This is a genomic window from Dactylosporangium sp. CA-092794 (genome assembly GCF_050948465.1).
Lineage (GTDB): Bacteria > Actinomycetota > Actinomycetes > Mycobacteriales > Micromonosporaceae > Dactylosporangium.
In genome coordinates, this window is the sequence record NZ_CP192044.1 from 10718763 (window position 1) to 10735284 (window position 16522).

The 16522-nt window shown below is 73.2% G+C and carries 13 protein-coding genes; 10 read left to right on the top strand and 3 right to left on the bottom strand.

Annotated elements, in window-relative coordinates; genetic code table 11:
* Nucleotides 1–40: 40 nt before the first annotated feature.
* Nucleotides 41–2242: a HelD family protein gene (locus tag ACQPXD_RS46235; protein ID WP_432829810.1), complete on the bottom strand. Its 2202-nt coding sequence runs from the start codon at nt 2240–2242 to the stop codon at nt 41–43.
* 156 nt (nt 2243–2398) lie between these two features.
* On the opposite strand from ACQPXD_RS46235, the gene ACQPXD_RS46240 reads away from it, so the two are divergent.
* From ACQPXD_RS46240 to fabF, 6 genes are all read left to right on the top strand, one after another.
* A complete protein-coding gene (locus ACQPXD_RS46240; RefSeq protein WP_432829812.1) occupies nt 2399–3394 on the top strand; it encodes a glycoside hydrolase family 5 protein in 996 nt (331 codons plus the stop codon).
* 60 nt (nt 3395–3454) lie between these two features.
* Nucleotides 3455–4675 (top strand): PucR family transcriptional regulator, encoded by a 1221-nt coding sequence (locus ACQPXD_RS46245; protein ID WP_432844208.1) that lies wholly within the window; start codon nt 3455–3457, stop codon nt 4673–4675.
* A gap of 203 nt (nt 4676–4878) precedes the next feature.
* Nucleotides 4879–6036 carry an acyltransferase domain-containing protein gene (locus tag ACQPXD_RS46250; protein ID WP_432829814.1) on the top strand — a complete coding sequence of 386 codons (1158 nt, stop codon included), beginning with the start codon at nt 4879–4881 and terminating at the stop codon, nt 6034–6036.
* Nucleotides 6033–6986: a beta-ketoacyl-ACP synthase III gene (locus tag ACQPXD_RS46255; protein ID WP_432829816.1), complete on the top strand. Its 954-nt coding sequence runs from the start codon at nt 6033–6035 to the stop codon at nt 6984–6986. Before ACQPXD_RS46250 ends, ACQPXD_RS46255 begins: the two co-directional genes overlap by 4 nt.
* Before the next feature lie 53 nt (nt 6987–7039).
* On the top strand, nt 7040–7285 hold the full coding sequence (locus ACQPXD_RS46260; RefSeq protein WP_432829818.1) for an acyl carrier protein: 246 nt from the start codon (nt 7040–7042) through the stop codon (nt 7283–7285).
* 90 nt (nt 7286–7375) lie between these two features.
* Complete coding sequence (gene fabF, locus ACQPXD_RS46265; RefSeq protein WP_432829820.1) at nt 7376–8593, top strand: beta-ketoacyl-ACP synthase II; 1218 nt, start codon at nt 7376–7378, stop codon at nt 8591–8593.
* 288 nt (nt 8594–8881) lie between these two features.
* Here the strand turns inward: fabF and ACQPXD_RS46270 are convergent, their stop codons facing one another.
* Both ACQPXD_RS46270 and ACQPXD_RS46275 read right to left on the bottom strand, forming a co-directional pair.
* Nucleotides 8882–10579, bottom strand: coding sequence for a glycoside hydrolase family 3 protein (locus ACQPXD_RS46270; RefSeq protein ID WP_432829822.1), 1698 nt, complete (start codon nt 10577–10579; stop codon nt 8882–8884).
* 36 nt (nt 10580–10615) lie between these two features.
* Nucleotides 10616–11107 (bottom strand): DUF3145 domain-containing protein, encoded by a 492-nt coding sequence (locus ACQPXD_RS46275; RefSeq protein ID WP_432829824.1) that lies wholly within the window; start codon nt 11105–11107, stop codon nt 10616–10618.
* 256 nt (nt 11108–11363) lie between these two features.
* Here ACQPXD_RS46275 and ACQPXD_RS46280 point away from each other — a divergent pair, with 256 nt between their 5' ends.
* The 4 genes from ACQPXD_RS46280 to ACQPXD_RS46295 all read left to right on the top strand — a co-directional run bounded on the left by ACQPXD_RS46280 (nt 11364) and on the right by ACQPXD_RS46295 (nt 16520).
* Nucleotides 11364–11696, top strand: a complete 333-nt coding sequence (locus ACQPXD_RS46280) for a hypothetical protein (protein WP_432829826.1) — start codon at nt 11364–11366, stop codon at nt 11694–11696.
* A 124-nt stretch (nt 11697–11820) separates the two neighbouring features.
* Entirely contained in the window at nt 11821–12786 is a 966-nt protein-coding gene (locus ACQPXD_RS46285) for an alpha/beta fold hydrolase (RefSeq protein ID WP_432829828.1), read from the top strand.
* Nucleotides 12787–13640: 854 nt separating this feature from the next.
* Complete coding sequence (locus ACQPXD_RS46290) at nt 13641–14291, top strand: DedA family protein (protein ID WP_432829830.1); 651 nt, start codon at nt 13641–13643, stop codon at nt 14289–14291.
* A 63-nt stretch (nt 14292–14354) separates the two neighbouring features.
* Nucleotides 14355–16520: a HelD family protein gene (locus ACQPXD_RS46295; RefSeq protein ID WP_432829832.1), complete on the top strand. Its 2166-nt coding sequence runs from the start codon at nt 14355–14357 to the stop codon at nt 16518–16520.
* Nucleotides 16521–16522 lie beyond the last annotated feature (2 nt).

Sequence of the window (16522 nt, forward strand, 5' to 3'; positions counted from 1 at the left end):
TATCCGCCGGGTGGGGTGGGCGTGAGGGGACGGGGCGGAGTCAGGAGCGGTGGTGGCGGCCTGTGGGGCGGTCGCGGCCTGAGCGCTCGTCGAGCAGGGCCGCGGTGCGCTGCAGGACCTCGTCCCAGACCGCGGGCGGGGCGCTGCCGGCGATCATCGCGGTCAGGTTCTCGGCCAGGCGGTCCAGCAGGGACAGCTCGACGGTCGGGTCCGGGTCGGGCTCGATCACCGCGCGCTGGCGGGGGATGCGGTCGGTGACGTCGCGCGCGGGCTCCAGCGGGAGCGTGTCGCCGCAGCTGACGATGTCCAGGTAGCGGATCGTGCGGGTCAGGGCCACGAACAGCAGGCGGTGGCCGCGTGGGTCCTCGGCGACGATCTCCTCGGGCTCGACCACGATGACCGCGTCGAACTCCAGGCCCTTGGCCTCCTGCGGGGAGACCAGGTTGAGGGAGCGCTCGATCTCGCCCTGGTCGACGCGGCCCCACGGCAGGTCGTTGGCGTGCAGGGCGAACTCGAGCTCGGCCCGGCAGGCGGCGGGGCACACGATGCCGACGAAGCGCTGGGCCTCCAGGTGGTCGCGGGCGATCTGGGCGACCCGGCCGGCCCGCTCCCCCGGCTCCACGACGTGGACGCCGGGGTCGGCGGGGCCGTCGCGGACGACCCGGGTGGGCTCGATGCCGGGGGCGGCGATCGGGAGCAGCTCGGCGGCGAGCTCGTAGACCTGGCGCGGCACGCGGTAGCCGTACCGCAGCCTGGCCACCGCGCGGGTGAAGGTCTGCGGCAGGTGCTGCGTGACCTCGTCCCAGTGGTCGCGGGCCCAGGCTCCGGTGGACTGGGCCAGGTCGCCGACCACGGTGAGTGAGCCGGTCGCCGAGCGGCGGGCGATCGCGCGCAGCTGCATCGGCGAGAGGTCCTGGGCCTCGTCGACGACGATGTGGCGGTACCGCCCCTGGGTGCCGTTGAGCAGGTCGTCGATCTCGTCGAGCAGCGGCACGTCGGCGGCGCTCCAGACCTGCTCGGAGAGCCGGTCGGCGCCCCGGCGGTACAACCGGGAAAGCTCCTCGTCGGTGAACTCGCCGGCGGCCGCCGCGCTCAGGCGGGGGCGGGAGCCGAACAGGGCGCGCAGGAACGCCGCGGCGCTCTGCAGGGGCCACAGCCGCTCCAGGAGGTTCTCCACCGGGCCGAGGCGCTCGGCCTCGATCGGGCCGCCGCGCTCGCGGACCAGGTCGGCGAGGCGGGCGCGCAGCCGCTGGCGGCGCACGGCGTAGGGGCCGGGGGTCTGGCGGGCTTCCTCGACGGCGGTGGTGATCTCGGGGGCGGCCAAGGTGATGAAGCGGCCGTCGAAGAGCATCCGCTCGGCGGGCTCGGGGCTGCCGATGCGGGCCTCGAGGGCGCGGGCGAGCAAGGCGGCCATCCGGGCCTCGCCCTTGAGCCGGTGGGTGGCGGGCTCCTCGGGGCGGCCGCGCTGCACCGGCGGGCCGAGCTGGTCGATGTCGACCTGCTCGACCTCGCTGTCGCCCAGGCTCGGCAGCACCGAGCGGATGTAGCGGGTGAAGGCGGGGTGGGGGCCGACGACGAGCACGTCGCGCGGGCGCAGCCGGTCGCGGTGGTTGTAGAGCAGCCAGGAGACCCGGTGCAGGGCGACCGCGGTCTTGCCGGTGCCGGGGCCGCCCTCGATGATCAGCAGCTGGTCGAGCGGGGCGCGGATGAGCTCGTGCTGGGCGGCCTGGATGGTGGCGACGATGTCCTGCATGGCGCCGGTGCGGCCGCGGTCGAGCTCGGCCAGCAGCGCCGAGTCGGGGCCTTCCAGCTCCGCGATCGCCTCGGCGAGCTGGGCGAAGACCACGTCCTCGAAGTCGAGGATCTGGTTGCCCTCGCAGCTGAACGTGCGCTTGCGGGACAGCCCGCGCGGGTCGTCGGGGGTGGCCTGGTAATACAGGTCGCCGACCGGGGTCTGCCAGTTGACGACGAGCACCTGGTGCTGGTCGTCGACGATCATCTGGCGGCCGATGTAGAAACGCTCGTTGCCCTCGGCGTCGATGCGGCCGAAGGCGACCTCCTGCTCCGGCGGGGCGAGGGCGTCCTTGCGGTTGCGGCGGAAGCCGGCCAGCCAGCGGCCGGCGCCGGGGTTGGCGGCGGCGTCGGGATGCTCGCCGAGCTCCGCGCGCAGCCGCTCGCGGTGCTTGCGGGCGTGGTCGAAGTGCTGTTGCTCCGCGGCGATCTCGGCTGCCTTCGACTCCACGGTCCTCCCCTCCAGCCGGCACGCTGGACTCGAACCACGCTACCTTGCGGGCCGAAGCGTGGTCGATCCCGGCACGGCCGAATCACCCTCGGACAACGGGTGAATGGCGGGGGCACGGGTAGCGGCTCACCCGTGGTCAAACGGACGGTCGTCAGGATGGCGTTTCCGGCGTTGCTGCTGTCGTTGCTCGGTGCGGCGTACGTCTCACCGGCGCGGGCGGGCGGGACGGAGGGCATCCGGGTGGCGGACGGCCGGCTGGTCGAGTCCGACGGCGAGCCGCTGGTGCTGCGCGGGGTCAATCACGGGTACGCCTTCGGTCACGGACCGGCGTCGGTCTTCGACGACATCCAGGCCGGCGGGGCGAACGCGGTGCGGGTGGCGCTGTCCAGCGGGCACGAGTGGCCGGCCACCCGGCCGTCGGAGGTCGCCTCGATCGTGGCGCGGTGCAAGGCGGCCCGGCTGATCTGCGTGCTCGACGTGCACGACACGATGGGGTACGGCACGCAGCCCGGCGCCGCCACGATCGGCGAGGCGGTCGACTACTGGCTCACGCTGCGCGACGTGCTGCGCCACCAGGAGGCCTACGTGGTGATCGACATCGCCAACGAGCCGTCCGGGCACGCGGTCGACGCCGACTGGCTGGGCACCACGAAGGCGGCGATCGCCCGGCTGCGCGCGGCCGGCTTCCCGCACGCGCTCATGGTCGACGCGCCGAACTGGGGCAACGACGCGTTCCGGGTGATGTACGACCACGCCGCCGAGGTCTTCGCGAGCGACCCGCAGCGCGACGTGGTGTTCGACGTACACATGTACGGGCCGTTCGACACCGCGGAGAAGGTGGCCGGCTATCTGGGCCGCTTCGTGCGCCAGCGGCTGCCGATCGTGGTCGGCGAATTTTCCTCGCTGCACGAGTACGGCGACCCGGACGAGGACGCGATCATGGCCTACTGCCAGGAGTACGGCCTGGGCTATCTGGGCTGGTCGTGGAGCGGCAACAGCCCGGAGTACCACTATCTGGACGTAGTCTCCGGTTACCGTCCGGGGCGGTTGACGCCCTGGGGACGGCGGCTGGTCGACGGGCCCGACGGGCTGCGGGCGACGGCGCGGCCGGCGAGCGTGTACGGACGGCTGTGGCTGGCGGCAGCCCGGTGACGGAAAGCATGAAAAGCTGTAGGTGTGACTGCGGCGGACTTCGACCGGTTCCCGGAGCTACTGGCGGGCGCGGAGCAGCCCCCGGCGGCGCCGGTCTCGCTGGAGGCGAGCGTGCGCTCGATCGAGCGGGCGGCCGGCGCGCTGGCCACCGCCAGCGTCGCGCGTATGGACGAGACGCTGCCGTGGTTCCGGGAGCTGCCGGCCGACCAGCGGGCGTGGGTCATGCTGGTCGCCCAGGCCGGCGTGCGCTCGCTGGTGGAGTGGCTGCGCAAGCGCGAGAAGGACGGCCCGGCGCCGCCGGACAACTCCGACGAGTTCTTCGACGCGGCCCCGCGCGCCCTGGCCCGCTCGATCAACCTCGGCCAGACGGTCCAGCTGATCCGGGTCACCATCGAGGTCGTCGAGGAGCAGCTGCCGCTGCTCGCCGCGCCCGGCGAGGAGACCGGCATCCGGGAGGCGGTGCTGTATTACAGCCGGGAGGTCGCCTTCGGCGCGGCGCGGGTGTACGCCCGGGCGGCCGAGACCCGCGGCGCGTGGGACGCCCGGCTGCAGGCCCTGCTGGTCGACGCGCTGCTGCGCGGGGACTCCTCCGACGTGCTGGCCAGCCGGGCGGCCGCGCTGGGCTGGGCCGACGCGCCGCCGGTGGCGGTGGCGGTGGGCCGCTCGCCGGGCGGGGAGGCCGCGGCCGTGCTGCACACCGTCTACCGGGCGGCGCGGCGTATCGGGGTGGAGATCCTCGGCGGGGTGCACGGCGACCGGCTGGTGGTGGTGCTCGGCGGGGCGGCGGACCCGATGGCCGCGACCGAGCGGCTGCTGGTCGGCTTCGGCGACGGCCCGGTGGTGGTCGGTCCGGCGGTACCGTCGCTGGACGAGGCGACCGAGTCGGCCCGCGCCGCCCTGGCCGGGTTTCGGGCCGCGCCCGCCTGGCCGGCCGCGCCCCGCCCGGTGGCCGCCGCCGACTTGCTGCCGGAGCGGGCCCTCGCCGGCGACGCGGAGGCGCGGCGGATCCTGCGGCAGGAGGTGTACGGCGCGCTGGTGCGGGCGGGCGGGGAGCTGCTGGAGACGCTGGACGCGTTCTTCGCCGGCGGCGGGGTGCTGGAGAGCGCCGCCCGGGGACTCTTCGTGCATCCCAACACGGTGCGGTACCGTCTGCGCCGCATCGGCGAAGTGACCGGCTTCGCGCCGCTGGTGCCGCGGGACGGGTTCGCGCTGCGGATCGCGCTCACCATCGGCCGGCTGGACCCGTTCGCGCCGGCCACGCCCCCGGCGCCGCTCGGCTGATTTCCCATTTCCGCCGCTTTGCTCCGTTTGGGCGATTATTCTGCTTGCGCCACCCCGCGTGAACAACGGTCCTCGGCGCATAACAGACTGGATCTGTTGGCACAACACCACGCGATCTTTTGTAGGGTTTCTACAAACGAGGTGGTTCACTTTGGTGTGTCGCGCTACCCGCGTGACAGTCGGGAATCCGGAAACTCATAGACGTGCTCGCCGTTCTCGCTCCTGGCCAAGGCTCACAGAAGCCCGGCTTCCTGACGCCATGGCTCGCGCTGCCCGGCGCCGAGGCCCGTCTGCGCTGGTGGTCGGCCCTGTCTGGGGTTGACCTGGTGCACCTGGGCACCGCGGCCGGCGCCGAAGAGATCAAGGACACCGCCAAGACCCAGCCGCTGCTCGTGGCGGCGGCGCTGCTGACCGCCGAGCACCTGCCGATGCACGACGCCACCGTCGTCGCCGGCCACAGCGTCGGCGAGCTGGCCGCGGCCGCCCTGGCCGGCGTGCTCAGCCCCGAGGCCGCGATCACCCTCGCCGGGGTGCGCGGCCGGGAGATGGCCGCCGCCTGCGCGATCGAGCCGACCGGCATGAGCGCGGTGCTCGGCGGCGACCAGGACGAGGTGCTCGCCGCGCTCGATGCCACCGGGCTGTACCCGGCCAACCGCAACGGTGCCGGCCAGATCGTTGCCGCGGGCTCGCTCGCCGGGCTGGAGAAGCTGGCCGCCGCGCCGCCGGCCAGGTCCCGGATCATCGGGCTGAAGGTGGCCGGAGCGTTCCACACCCCCTACATGACCCCCGCCGAGGAGGCGCTGGGCCGGATCGCGGCCGGCATCACCCCCGGCCGCGCCGCGAAGATCCTGCTCTCCAACCTTGACGGCACCGCGGTCGATCACGGCCACACGATGCTGCTGCGCCTGGTCCGCCAGGTCACCGCCCCGGTGCGCTGGGACCTGTGCATGGAAACCCTCGCCGGCCTCGGCGTCACCGCGATCGTCGAGCTGGCCCCGGCCGGCACGCTGGCCGGGCTGGCCAAGCGCACCTTCAAGGGCGTCGAGATCGTGACCGTCAACACACCCGCAGACCTGCCCGCCGCCCGCGACGCGATCGCCCGCCACGGCACCGCACCCACCCACGAGCCGCACCCCGAGTTCCGCGTCGTGGTCGCCGCCACCGCCGGCACGTTCACGCCCGCCGACCTGACCGAGGGCGACCGGATCAGCACCGGTCAGGCGATCGGGGCCATCCAGACCCGGCAGGGCCCGGTCGAGGTGGCCGCGCACGCCGCGGGGGTGCTCACCGAGTGGCTCGCCCACCCAGACGACCCGGTCGCCCCGGGCCAGCCGCTCGCCCGCATAGGAGGCCAGATATGAGCCCGGCTGCAGGATCGAGGATCCTCGCGTTCGGCCACTACCAGCCGTCGCAGGTCATCACCAACGACGACCTGTCGAAGGTCATCGACACCAACGACGCGTGGATCCGCGACCGGGTCGGCATCGCCGAGCGGCGCGTGGCCGTCACCGAGACGGTCGCCGACATGGCGATCGCCGCGGCCGGCAAGGCGCTGGCCGCCTCCGGGCTGACCGCCGCCGACATCGACACGGTGGTCGTGGCCACCTGCAGCTCCGTCGACCGGTGCCCGAACGTGTCCACCCGGGTGGCGGCGAAGCTCGGCATCAACGCGCCGGCCGCCTACGACCTCAACACCGCCTGTTCCGGCTTCTGCTACGGCCTGGCCAGCGCCGACCACGCGATCCGCGCCGGGGCGGCGCGCAACGCGCTGGTGATCGGCGCCGAGAAGCTCTCCGACCTCACCGACTGGACCGACCGCTCCACCGCCGTGCTCTTCGGCGACGGCGCGGGCGCGGCCGTGGTGACCGGCGTCGCCGAGGGCGAGCAGCCCGGCATCGGCCCGGTCGTCTGGGGCTCGGCGCCCGAGCGGGGCGACGTGCTCAAGATCGAGGGGTGGCGGCCGTACATCCGGCAGGAAGGCCAGGCGGTGTTCCGCTGGGCCACCACCGCGATCGCCCCCTACGCGCAGGCCGCCCTGGACCGGGCGGGCGTGGCGGGCAAGGACATCGCCGCCTTCGTCGCCCACCAGGCCAACGCCCGGATCATCGACGGGGTGGTCAAGCGCCTCGACCTGCCCAACGCGATCATCGTCAAGGACCTGGTCGAGTCCGGCAACACCTCGGCGGCGAGCATCCCGCTGGCCCTGTCCAAGGCGATCGAGCGGCGCGAGATCCCCTCCGGTGCGCCCGTGCTGCTCTTCGGCTTCGGTGGCGGCCTCACGTACGCGGGCCAGGTCATCCACTGCCCGTAGCGGTCTCTGTTCATCCTGTATCGACGTGCGTCAACCGTAGGAAGGAAAGCTCTATGTCCACCCGTGAAGAGATCGCCGGAGGCCTCGCCGAGATCCTCGAAGAGGTCGCCGGAGTCAACCCGGGCGACGTCTCCGAGGAGAAGTCGTTCACCGACGATCTGGACGTCGACTCGCTGTCCATGGTCGAGGTCGTCGTGGCGGCCGAGGAGAAGTTCGGCGTGAAGATTCCGGATGACGAGGTCCCCAACCTCAAGACCGTTGGCGACGCCGTTTCGTACATCGAGAAGTCGCAGGCCTGAAGTCCGCCAACGGGGTCCTGGGCAGGCACGGCCACCCCGCGAAGCGGCCCAGGACCCCGCCGCTAGGTCCGCCATGAGGAGTGTTGTGCAGTGAGTGTTGAGGTTGTCGTCACCGGCATGGGTGCAACCACCCCGCTCGGCGGGGATGCTATGTCCACCTGGGAGGCCATGCTCGCCGGCAAGTCCGGGGTATCGGCGCTGACCCAGGAGTGGGCCGCACAGCTCACCGTGCGGATCGCCGCGCAGCTCGCCGTCGAGCCGACGGAGAAGATCGACCGGATCCAGGCGCGCCGCCTGGACCGCAGCGAGATGACCGCCATCCTGGCCGCCCGCGAGGCCTGGGCCGACGCCGGCACGCCCGACGTGGACAAGGACCGCCTCGCCGTGAGCATCGGCACCGGCATCGGCGGCGCGACCACCCTGCTCAACCAGGACGACATCCTGGAGGCCAGCGGCCCCCGCAAGGTCTCCCCGCACACCGTGCCGATGCTCATGCCCAACGGCCCGGCCGCCTGGGTCGGCCTCGAGGTCGGCGCGCGCGCCGGCGTGCACTGCGTGGCCAGCGCCTGCGCCACCGGCGCCGAGGCGATCGCGCACGCTCTCGACCTGATCCGGCTCGGCCGCGCCGACGTCGTGCTGGCCGGCGGTACCGAGGCGGTCGTCCACCCGCTGCCGATCGCCGGCTTCGCCTCGATGCGCGCCATGTCCGTGCGCAACGACGACCCGGAGCGCGCCTCGCGCCCCTGGGACAAGGGCCGCGACGGCTTCGTCCTCGGCGAGGGCGCCGGCGTCATCGTCCTGGAGCGGGCCGACCACGCCCGAGCCCGCGGCGCGCGCATCTACGCCCGGATCGCCGGCGCCGGCATCAGCTCCGACGGGTACGACATCGTCCAGCCCCACCCCGAGGGCAACGGCGCGGTGCGGGCCATCGAGCTCGCGCTCCGCGACGCGGGCGTGGCCAAAGCCGACATCCTGCACGTCAACGCGCACGCCACCTCGACACCGGTCGGCGACCTGGCCGAGATCAAGGCGCTGCACCGGGCGCTGGGCGAGCACGCCGTGATCACCTCGACCAAGTCGATGACCGGGCACCTGCTCGGCGCGGCCGGCGCGGTGGAGTCGATCGCGACGATCCTCGCCGTGCACCACGGCGTCGTACCGCCCACCATCAACCTCGACGACCCCGACGACGAGCTCGACCTGGACGTGGCCGCGCACAAGGCCCGCCACCTGGAGATCCCGGCGGCGCTGAACAACTCGTTCGGCTTCGGCGGGCACAACGCCGCACTGGTGTTCACCCGCGTCTGACGGTGTGGTCGCGGGCGGACGAATGTCTCCGTGGTCATGATGCTCGCGGTCGCCGCGCGGCGGGTTTTTCATGATCCCGGAGACTTGTGGTACACGGGGGTACATCAGCGCTCCGTGATCATGAAAAACCGTTGGTGTCGCGGCGGGTTCTGCATGATCACGGAGACTTACGGCTGCTAGACCGGACATATGCCCTGTCGGGCGAAAAATCCGTTAAGTCGTGGCGCGGAGCGCCCGACTTAACGGAACAGCGGCGACGGCCCGGCGTTGTGCGTGGCCGGTGCGGGGCTAGGTGCAGGCGGTCGGGGGCAGGCCCTGGACCGGGACGGGGGTGCGGCCCGGCGCCTTGGCCTTGCCGAGCAGCACGTCGGCCAGGGCCGACATCGAGGCGCGGGTCGCGCTGTAGGTCGCGACCAGGGTGCCCTTGGCCTGGCCGAGGACATAGGGCGTGTCCAGGGCCACGGTGACGCCCGCCGACGGGGACAGGTCGGCCGAGCCGTGGTCGTAGCCCATGAGGCGGACCTCGGTGCCGCCCTCCGTTACCACCTCGGCGCCGGCCGCGCGCAGGGACTCCGCCAGCCAGCCGCGGGCCGTGTCCGCGCCGGCGGCGGTGAGGCGGATCTTGCCGGTGACCAGCGGGGCGTTGCACGGGCCGCGCAGCACGGTCACCGCCGCGGCGGCCGCGGTGCGGGCGGCCGCGCGGCCCGCGTCGCCGTCGACGACGCTCAGCTCGGGGCGGGGTACCGCGGCCAGCCGCAGCTTCAGCGTCAGGATGCGGGTCGCCGACTCGACCAGGCGCGACCGGGTGAGGCGGCCGTCGTGCAGGGCGTCGAGGAGCGCGTTATAGGCCACCGCCAGGTTCGGCGGCATGAGCAGGATGTCGTTGCCGGCCAGGATGGCGCGCACCGCCGCCTCCCCCGCGCTCCACCGCTCGGCCGGCGCCATGTTCAGCGCGTCGGTGACGACGACGCCGGTGTATCCCAGCTTCGTCCGCAGCAGATCCACCAGTACCTTCGCGGAGAACGACGCCGGCGTGCCCGGGTCCACCGCCTTCACGTCGAGGTGCCCGGACATGATCAGGCCCACGCCGGCGTCCCGGGCGGCGGTGAACGGCGGGAGGTCGCCGGACTCCAGGGCGCCCAGGTTCTGGTTCAGCACGGGCAGGCTGCTGTGGCTGTCGGTGATGGTGTGGCCGTGGCCCGGGAAGTGCTTGACTGTCGCCCCCACCCCGGCCGCCTGCAGGCCCCGCACGGCGGCCGCGACCTGGGCCTTGACCTTGTTCGGGTCGCTGCCGAAGGAGCGGGAGCCGATCACGCCGCCCGGCTGGGTGCCCAGCACGTCGGCGTCCGGGGCGAAGTCGACGTTGAGGCCGAGCGCGGCCAGTTCGGTGCCGGCCGCCCGCCACGCGGCCTCGGTCACCGAGGGGTCGCCGGCCGCGCCGAACGCGAGCGCGGACGGCAGCTGGAGCATGCCGTCGCGGATCCGGGTCACCTGCCCGTACTCCTGGTCGGTGCCGATCAGCAGCGGCAGCCGGGCGGGCAGGCTCAGCGCCGCCTGCTGCAGGCCGGCCGTGAGCTTCGCCACCTGGGCCGGGGACTCGATGTTGGTGGTCTTGTTGGTGCCGGCGGTGGGATCGTCGGCGCTGAAGGAGACGAGGATGATGCCGCCCAGGTGGTACTTCTTGACGATCTCGGCCGGCGTGGGCGCCCCCGCGTAGGTGCGGTTGGCCGACGCCGAGCCGGAGGAGACCTTGTCCGCGGTGTTGCCGTAGGCGTACGGCATCAGCAGCTGCCCGACGAGCTCCTCATCCGACAGCCGTCCGGCCAGCTCGGCCGCCTGCGCCGCCGGGTCGGCGCCCGGCACCAGCGCGGACACGGGCCCGGCCGAGCGCGGGTCGTCCGGCCGCGGGCCGCCGTCGGTGCAGGCGGCGAGCAGCGTGGCGAGCGCGGCCAGGCAGGCCAGCGAGCGGCGGCGGGAACGGAGCACCCCGCCACTCAATCATGCAGGCGCAACGCCCGCCGGTCAGCCGACGCGGGTGAGGAGGGTCAGCGGCACCCCGTCGGCGGCGTGACGGTACGGCTCGAGCTCGGCGTCCCAGGGGGCGCCGAGGGCCTTCTCCAGCGTGTGCGCGAGCGCGTCGTAGCCGCGGGCGCTCGCCACCAAGGAGCGCAGCCGGTCCTCGGACAGCACGATGTCGCCGTTGGCGCTGGTCGAGCCGCGGAACAGCCCGCGGCCGGGCACGTGCATGAAGCGCTCGCCGTCGACGCCGGGGCTGGGCTCCTCGGTGACCTCGAAACGGATCATGGGCCACTGCCGCAGCGCCGCCGCGAGCTCGCCTCCCGTGCCGGTCGCGCCGGTCCACGAGCACTGGGCCCGGCGGGCCGAGGGCTCGACAGGCTGCACCGACCACTCGAGGCGGACCGGCGTGCCGAGGACGCGCGCGATCGCCCACTCCACGTGCGACGACACGGCGAGCGGAGTCGAGTGAACGTATATGACGCCACGCGTTGGCACGTAAGACCTCCAGGAGACCGAGGTGCGTCTTCCCCTACGACCTCGTGCTCTGTGGGTCATGCCGGCGCGTCGGCGGTGACTGTTGGGACCAATGATGACGATGTTGTGCCAGGTGCGCCAGTGAAACGGTCACACCCGTCCTGCGATTTGTCCAACGGTAGGAGCTTCCACCAGGAAACGGCTTTTTACGAGGTGGCACACCGGGCTGTTACACTTTCTTGTCCGTCAGTACGAGCCTCGACAAGGAGTTCCCGCCGTGGCGAGCAACACCTCAAAGACCGCGCGGGCTTCAGTCCGCGCCGGTCAGGCCGGAGCATCCGGCGCCCTCAGCGTGCTGGGTGAGTTCAAGTACCTCATCCCGCTCAACAAGGGCAAGCACGTCTACGTGCGCAACCTGACCAACGGCAAGACCCTCCACCTCAGCACCACCTCCGACGCCTTCGTCGAGGAGATCCGGGTGCTGGCCAACGCCGGTCACGCCGCCAAGATTCGCGCGGAGCTGCAGGCCTTCGCCGCCGCGACCCCGACCGACGGCTGGGACGCCACCGAGAAGCGCCTCATCGAAGCGGGCGTGTTCGAGGCCGCCTGAGCCGGACACACAGCCACAAAGGACGCCGCCGGGACTCACCCCGGCGGCGTCCCTCGCATTGCAACCGGATTACTCCTCACGTACTGGGGGGTACTTCCGCGTAATTCCGGGGTAACAATTGACCATGGGTACCGTCGTCTCCCCGCCCGTGAGGCTCAAGGACGGCGCCCGCCTGTACAGCGTGCTCCACCCCGCCGCGCCCGCCGCCTCCGGCAAGCGCCCCGTCACGGTGGTCCTCCTGCACGGCTGGACGCTGGACAACCGCCTCTGGCGGCAGCAGATCGCCGACCTCCCCGCCCGGCTCGGCGCGCCCGTGCAACTGCTCGCCTTCGACCTGCGCGGCCACGGCCGCTCATCGGCCACCCACGGCGCCGACGCCACGCTCGAGCAGCTCGGCGACGACCTCGCCGAGGTGATCGAGCAGCTGGTCCCGCGCGGCCCCGTCGTGCTGGTGGGCCACTCGTTAGGCGGGATGGCCATCATGGAGTACGCCCACCGCTACCCGGCCTCGTTCGCCCGCCGCGTGGTCGGCGTCGTGCTGGTCTCCACCTCCGCCGAGGGCTCCTCCCGCACCAGCTACGGCCTCAGCCCCAGGCTGGCCCGGGTGATGCGCGTGCTCGAGGTCCAGGGCGCGGGCCTGCTGGCCCGCTCCGGCGCCTGGCGGCCACACCGGCGCCTGATGCCGCTGCTCGCCCCCGGCGTGCGCTGGCTGGTCTTCGGCCACCGGGTGGACACCAGCTGGGTGGCGCTGACCGCTTCCATGGTCGGCAACGCCCCGCTGTGCGCGATCGGCGGCTTCCGGCCGTCGGTCGATCTGCACCACCGGGTGGAGACGCTGGCCTCGATGCGGGGGCTGCCGGTGGCGGTGCTCGTGGGGTCGCTCGACCGGCTCACCCCGCCGGCCTGCGCGGAGACGATCGCCCAGGAGCTGCCGGACGCGGAGCTCGCCGTCTACGAGGGCGCGGGGCACATGCTGCCGATCGAGCGCCCGGACGCGGTGACCGACGCGATCGTCTCGGTCATCCGCCGCGCCCGCAAGACCCGCCGCCGCATCCCGAAGCAGCTCGCCCCGCCTTCCCTCGCGGCCTGACCCACCCTCCTCAGCCAGCGCACATTCCTCGCCACGCCCGCCGCGCCACGCCCGCCGCGCCACGCCCGCCGCGCCACGCCCGCACCCTCGCGGCCGCGGGCTCGCGGGCAGCTACCCCTCACGACGACACCCCTCACGCCCGCCCTGCACGGCCGCCACCCATCGCCGCACGGTGAGCCGACAAAACGGATATTTACGATATGTCCGCGCTGGGCTGGCGAATGAGCATGGCGACACCGGAAGTGGGGGCCGCCGAGGCCGGGTGGGGCACAAGCGGTCATCGGCGCCGACGTCTCGGGCGGCGCGGCGCGGCGCACCGGTGCGGAGGTCGCACCCGCCGGGCGCGACATCCGATCTGCTCGGCCAGGGGCGGATGAAAGTCTCCGTGATCATGATGCCTGCGGTGGCCGCACACCGGGTTTGCCATGATCGCGGAACCTTTTGGTACACAGGGGTACATCAGCACTCCGTGATCATGAAAAACCGTTGGTGTCGGTGCCGGTTGCGCATGATCGCGGAGAGTTCCGGTCGCTGCGCTGTGCGCGCCCGGGGCGGGCGGAGCACGGTGGCTGCGGGCCGGCCGCCCTCGGACCGCACGCGGTGCGGCACGGCCGGGCCGGCGCCGGGGCGGGGCGGAAACGCCTGGTCATGCGCCATGCCGGCGGACGTGAGCTCGGGTGAGCACGGCCACGGCAGGAGTGCGGGCGGCGGGGGCGGAGCGCACGTAGGCTCGGAGGCTGACGGGGCCGGCGTGCGACGGGTATCCGTCGGTGACGTTGCGTATCAGCCGGCGCTCAGCCAACTTATGAGACCCTGGGCAGGCACGGAAGACTCGCTGGGGAGGGAGCCCGCAGGTGCACGACATCGAGGCGTGGATCGGCACGCTCTCCCCGGTGTGGGTCTATCTGCTGGTCGGCGCCGTGATCGGGGTCGAGAGCATGGGGATTCCGCTGCCGGGTGAGGTCGCCCTCGTCACCGCCTCGCTGCTGTCGGTGACCACCTCGGTCAGCCCGTGGCTGGTGGCCACGGCGGCGTCGGTCGGGGCGATCGGCGGCGACAGCCTCGGGTACCTCATCGGTCGCCGCGGCGGGCGGCACCTGCTCGAGCGGGTCGGCCGGCGTTTCCCCAAGCACTTCGGGCCGCCCCACCTGGCCAAGGCCGAGCGGGCGTTCCAGCGCTGGGGCGTGTGGGCGGTGTTCTTCGGCCGGTTCATCGCCCTGCTGCGGATCCTCGCCGGGCCGCTCGCGGGAGCGCTCCGGGTGCCGTACCCGAGGTTCCTCGCCGCCAACGCGCTGGGCGGGATAACGTGGTCGTTCGGCACCGTGTTCGCGATCTACTCGCTGGGCCAGGTCGCCGAGAAGTGGTTGAAGGACTTCTCGTGGGTGGCGCTGGTCATCGCCGTCGTCGCCGGCCTGGTCACCACCGTGCTGCTGCGCCGCCGGGCGGTGGCTGAGGCCCGGGCGCTGCGGGCCGAGGCCGAAAAGGAGCCCGCCGCCACGCCGTAGACGGTGCCGCCCCGCGAGTAAGCTTTCGGGGTTGTTCTGAGCCGGGCGGCAGGAGAGAAGCAGTTGAGCGACGCGGTTCGCGACTCGGAGATAGCCGCCGAGCAGGCGTATCTCGACCGGGTGTACGTGCGCCTGGACCAGTTGCGGGTCTCTGCCGCCGAGGTGGAGAAGGCCGGCTACAACATGGCCCGGGTCGGCAACTTCGGCGCCCTCGTCGAGCGCGACGCGATGGTGTACCACGCGGCGCGGCGCCGCCGGGCCCTGGAGAGCGAGCACGACGGGCTGGTCTTCGGCCGGCTCGACCTCGGCCCGGACGGGGTCTCCGGCGCGGACGCGGCCGCCGTCGAGCCCGCGGTGCCGGGCGGCGAGGCGCGATACATCGGGCGGCTGGGGCTGCGCGACGAGGAGTACGAGTCGCTGGTCGTCGACTGGCGGGCGCCCGCCGCGGCGCCGTTCTACCGGGCCACGCCCGCCGACCGGATGGGCGTTGTGCGGCGGCGGAGCATCCGCAGTACCGGCGAAAAAATCATCAGCATCGAGGACGACCTGCTCGACCCGGCGGCCGCGCCGTCCACGATGGCCGTGGTCGGCGACGGGGCGCTGCTGGCCAACCTGTCCCGGGCCACCGGCCGGGGCATGAAGGACATCGTCGCCACCATCCAGCGCGAGCAGGACGACGCGATCCGCTCCCCCGCCTCGGGCATCACGATCGTGCGGGGCGGCCCCGGCACCGGCAAGACGGCCGTCGCCCTGCACCGGGCGGCGTATCTGCTCTATGCCGATCGCAACCGCTACGAGTCCGGCGGCGTGCTCGTGGTGGGGCCGTCGGACGTCTTCGTGGGGTACGTCTCCCGCGTGCTGCCCTCGCTGGGTGAGGACACGGCGACGCTGCGCTCGCTGGGCCAGCTGGTCGAGGGCGCGCAGGCCACCCGCCACGAGCCGCCGGAGGTCGCCGGCGTCAAGGGCTCCCTGCGCATGCAGCGCGTGCTCGGGCGGGCCGCCCGCAGCCCGGTGCCCGATTCCCCCGAGCGATTCCGGCTGTTGTACCGCGGGGAGCTGCTCAGCCTGGACAAGCCCGCCCTCGACGAGCTGCGCCGCACGGTGCTCGGCCTCGGCGTGCGGCGCAACGCCGCGCGGGCCAAGGCGGCCGGCTACGTGCTCGACGCGCTGTGGCGGCAGAGCGTGGAGCTGCTGCCCGCCGGTCGGCAGCAGAAGCGCGAGGAGTTCGCCCCCGACATCGCCGAGCGCCCGGAGTTCATCCAGTTCATGCGCGGCTGGTGGCCGGTGCTGCGCCCGATCGAGGTGCTCGGCTGGCTCGCCGACCGCCAGCGGCTGTCGCGCTGGGCCAACGGCGTGCTGAGCAACCGGGAGATCGCCACCCTGGCCGCCTCCATCGACCCGGACACGCTGCCCGGCAGCCTCTCGGTCGAGGACGTGGCCCTGCTCGACGAGCTGCACGAGCTGCTCGGCGAGCCGCCGGTCCGCAAGCGCCCGCAGCGCGACCCGTTCCAGGTCGCCGAGGGCGTGCGCGAGGTGACCACCTACGCCGACCGCATGGCCGCCGCCCGGGCCCAGGCCGTGGAGCGCCCGGACGACTACCGCGACTACGCGCACATCATCGTCGACGAGTCGCAGGACGTCTCCCCGATGCAGTGGCGCATGATCGGCCGCCGTGGCCCGCACGCCACCTGGACCATCGTCGGCGACCCGGCCCAGGCCGCCTGGGCCGACGCCGCCGAGGCGGGCCGGGCGATGGAGGCCGCGGTCGGCACCCGGCGCCGCTCCCAGTTCACCCTGACCACCAACTACCGCAACTCGGCCGAGATCTTCGCGGTCGCCGCCCGGGTGATCCGCGCGGCGCAGCCCGACATCGAGCTGCCCACCGCGGTCCGCTCCTCCGGCGTCGACCCGGTCGAGACCGTCACCGACGACCTGGAGACGGCGGTGCGGCAGGCCGCGAAGACGCTGCTGGACCAGGTCGAGGGCACGGTCGGCGTGATCACCCCGACGGACCGCCGGGCCGAGGTCGCGGCCTGGGTCGAGGGCCTGGACCCGCAGCGCCTGCAGACGGTCGGCGCGCTGGACTCGAAGGGCATGGAGTACGACGGCGTCCTGGTCGTCGAGCCGGCCGACATCCGCGCCGAATCGCCGACCGGCTTCCGCACGCTGTATGTCGCCCTGTCCCGCGCCACCCAGCGCCTGAGCACGGTCGGCACCAGCCCGTTCTGATC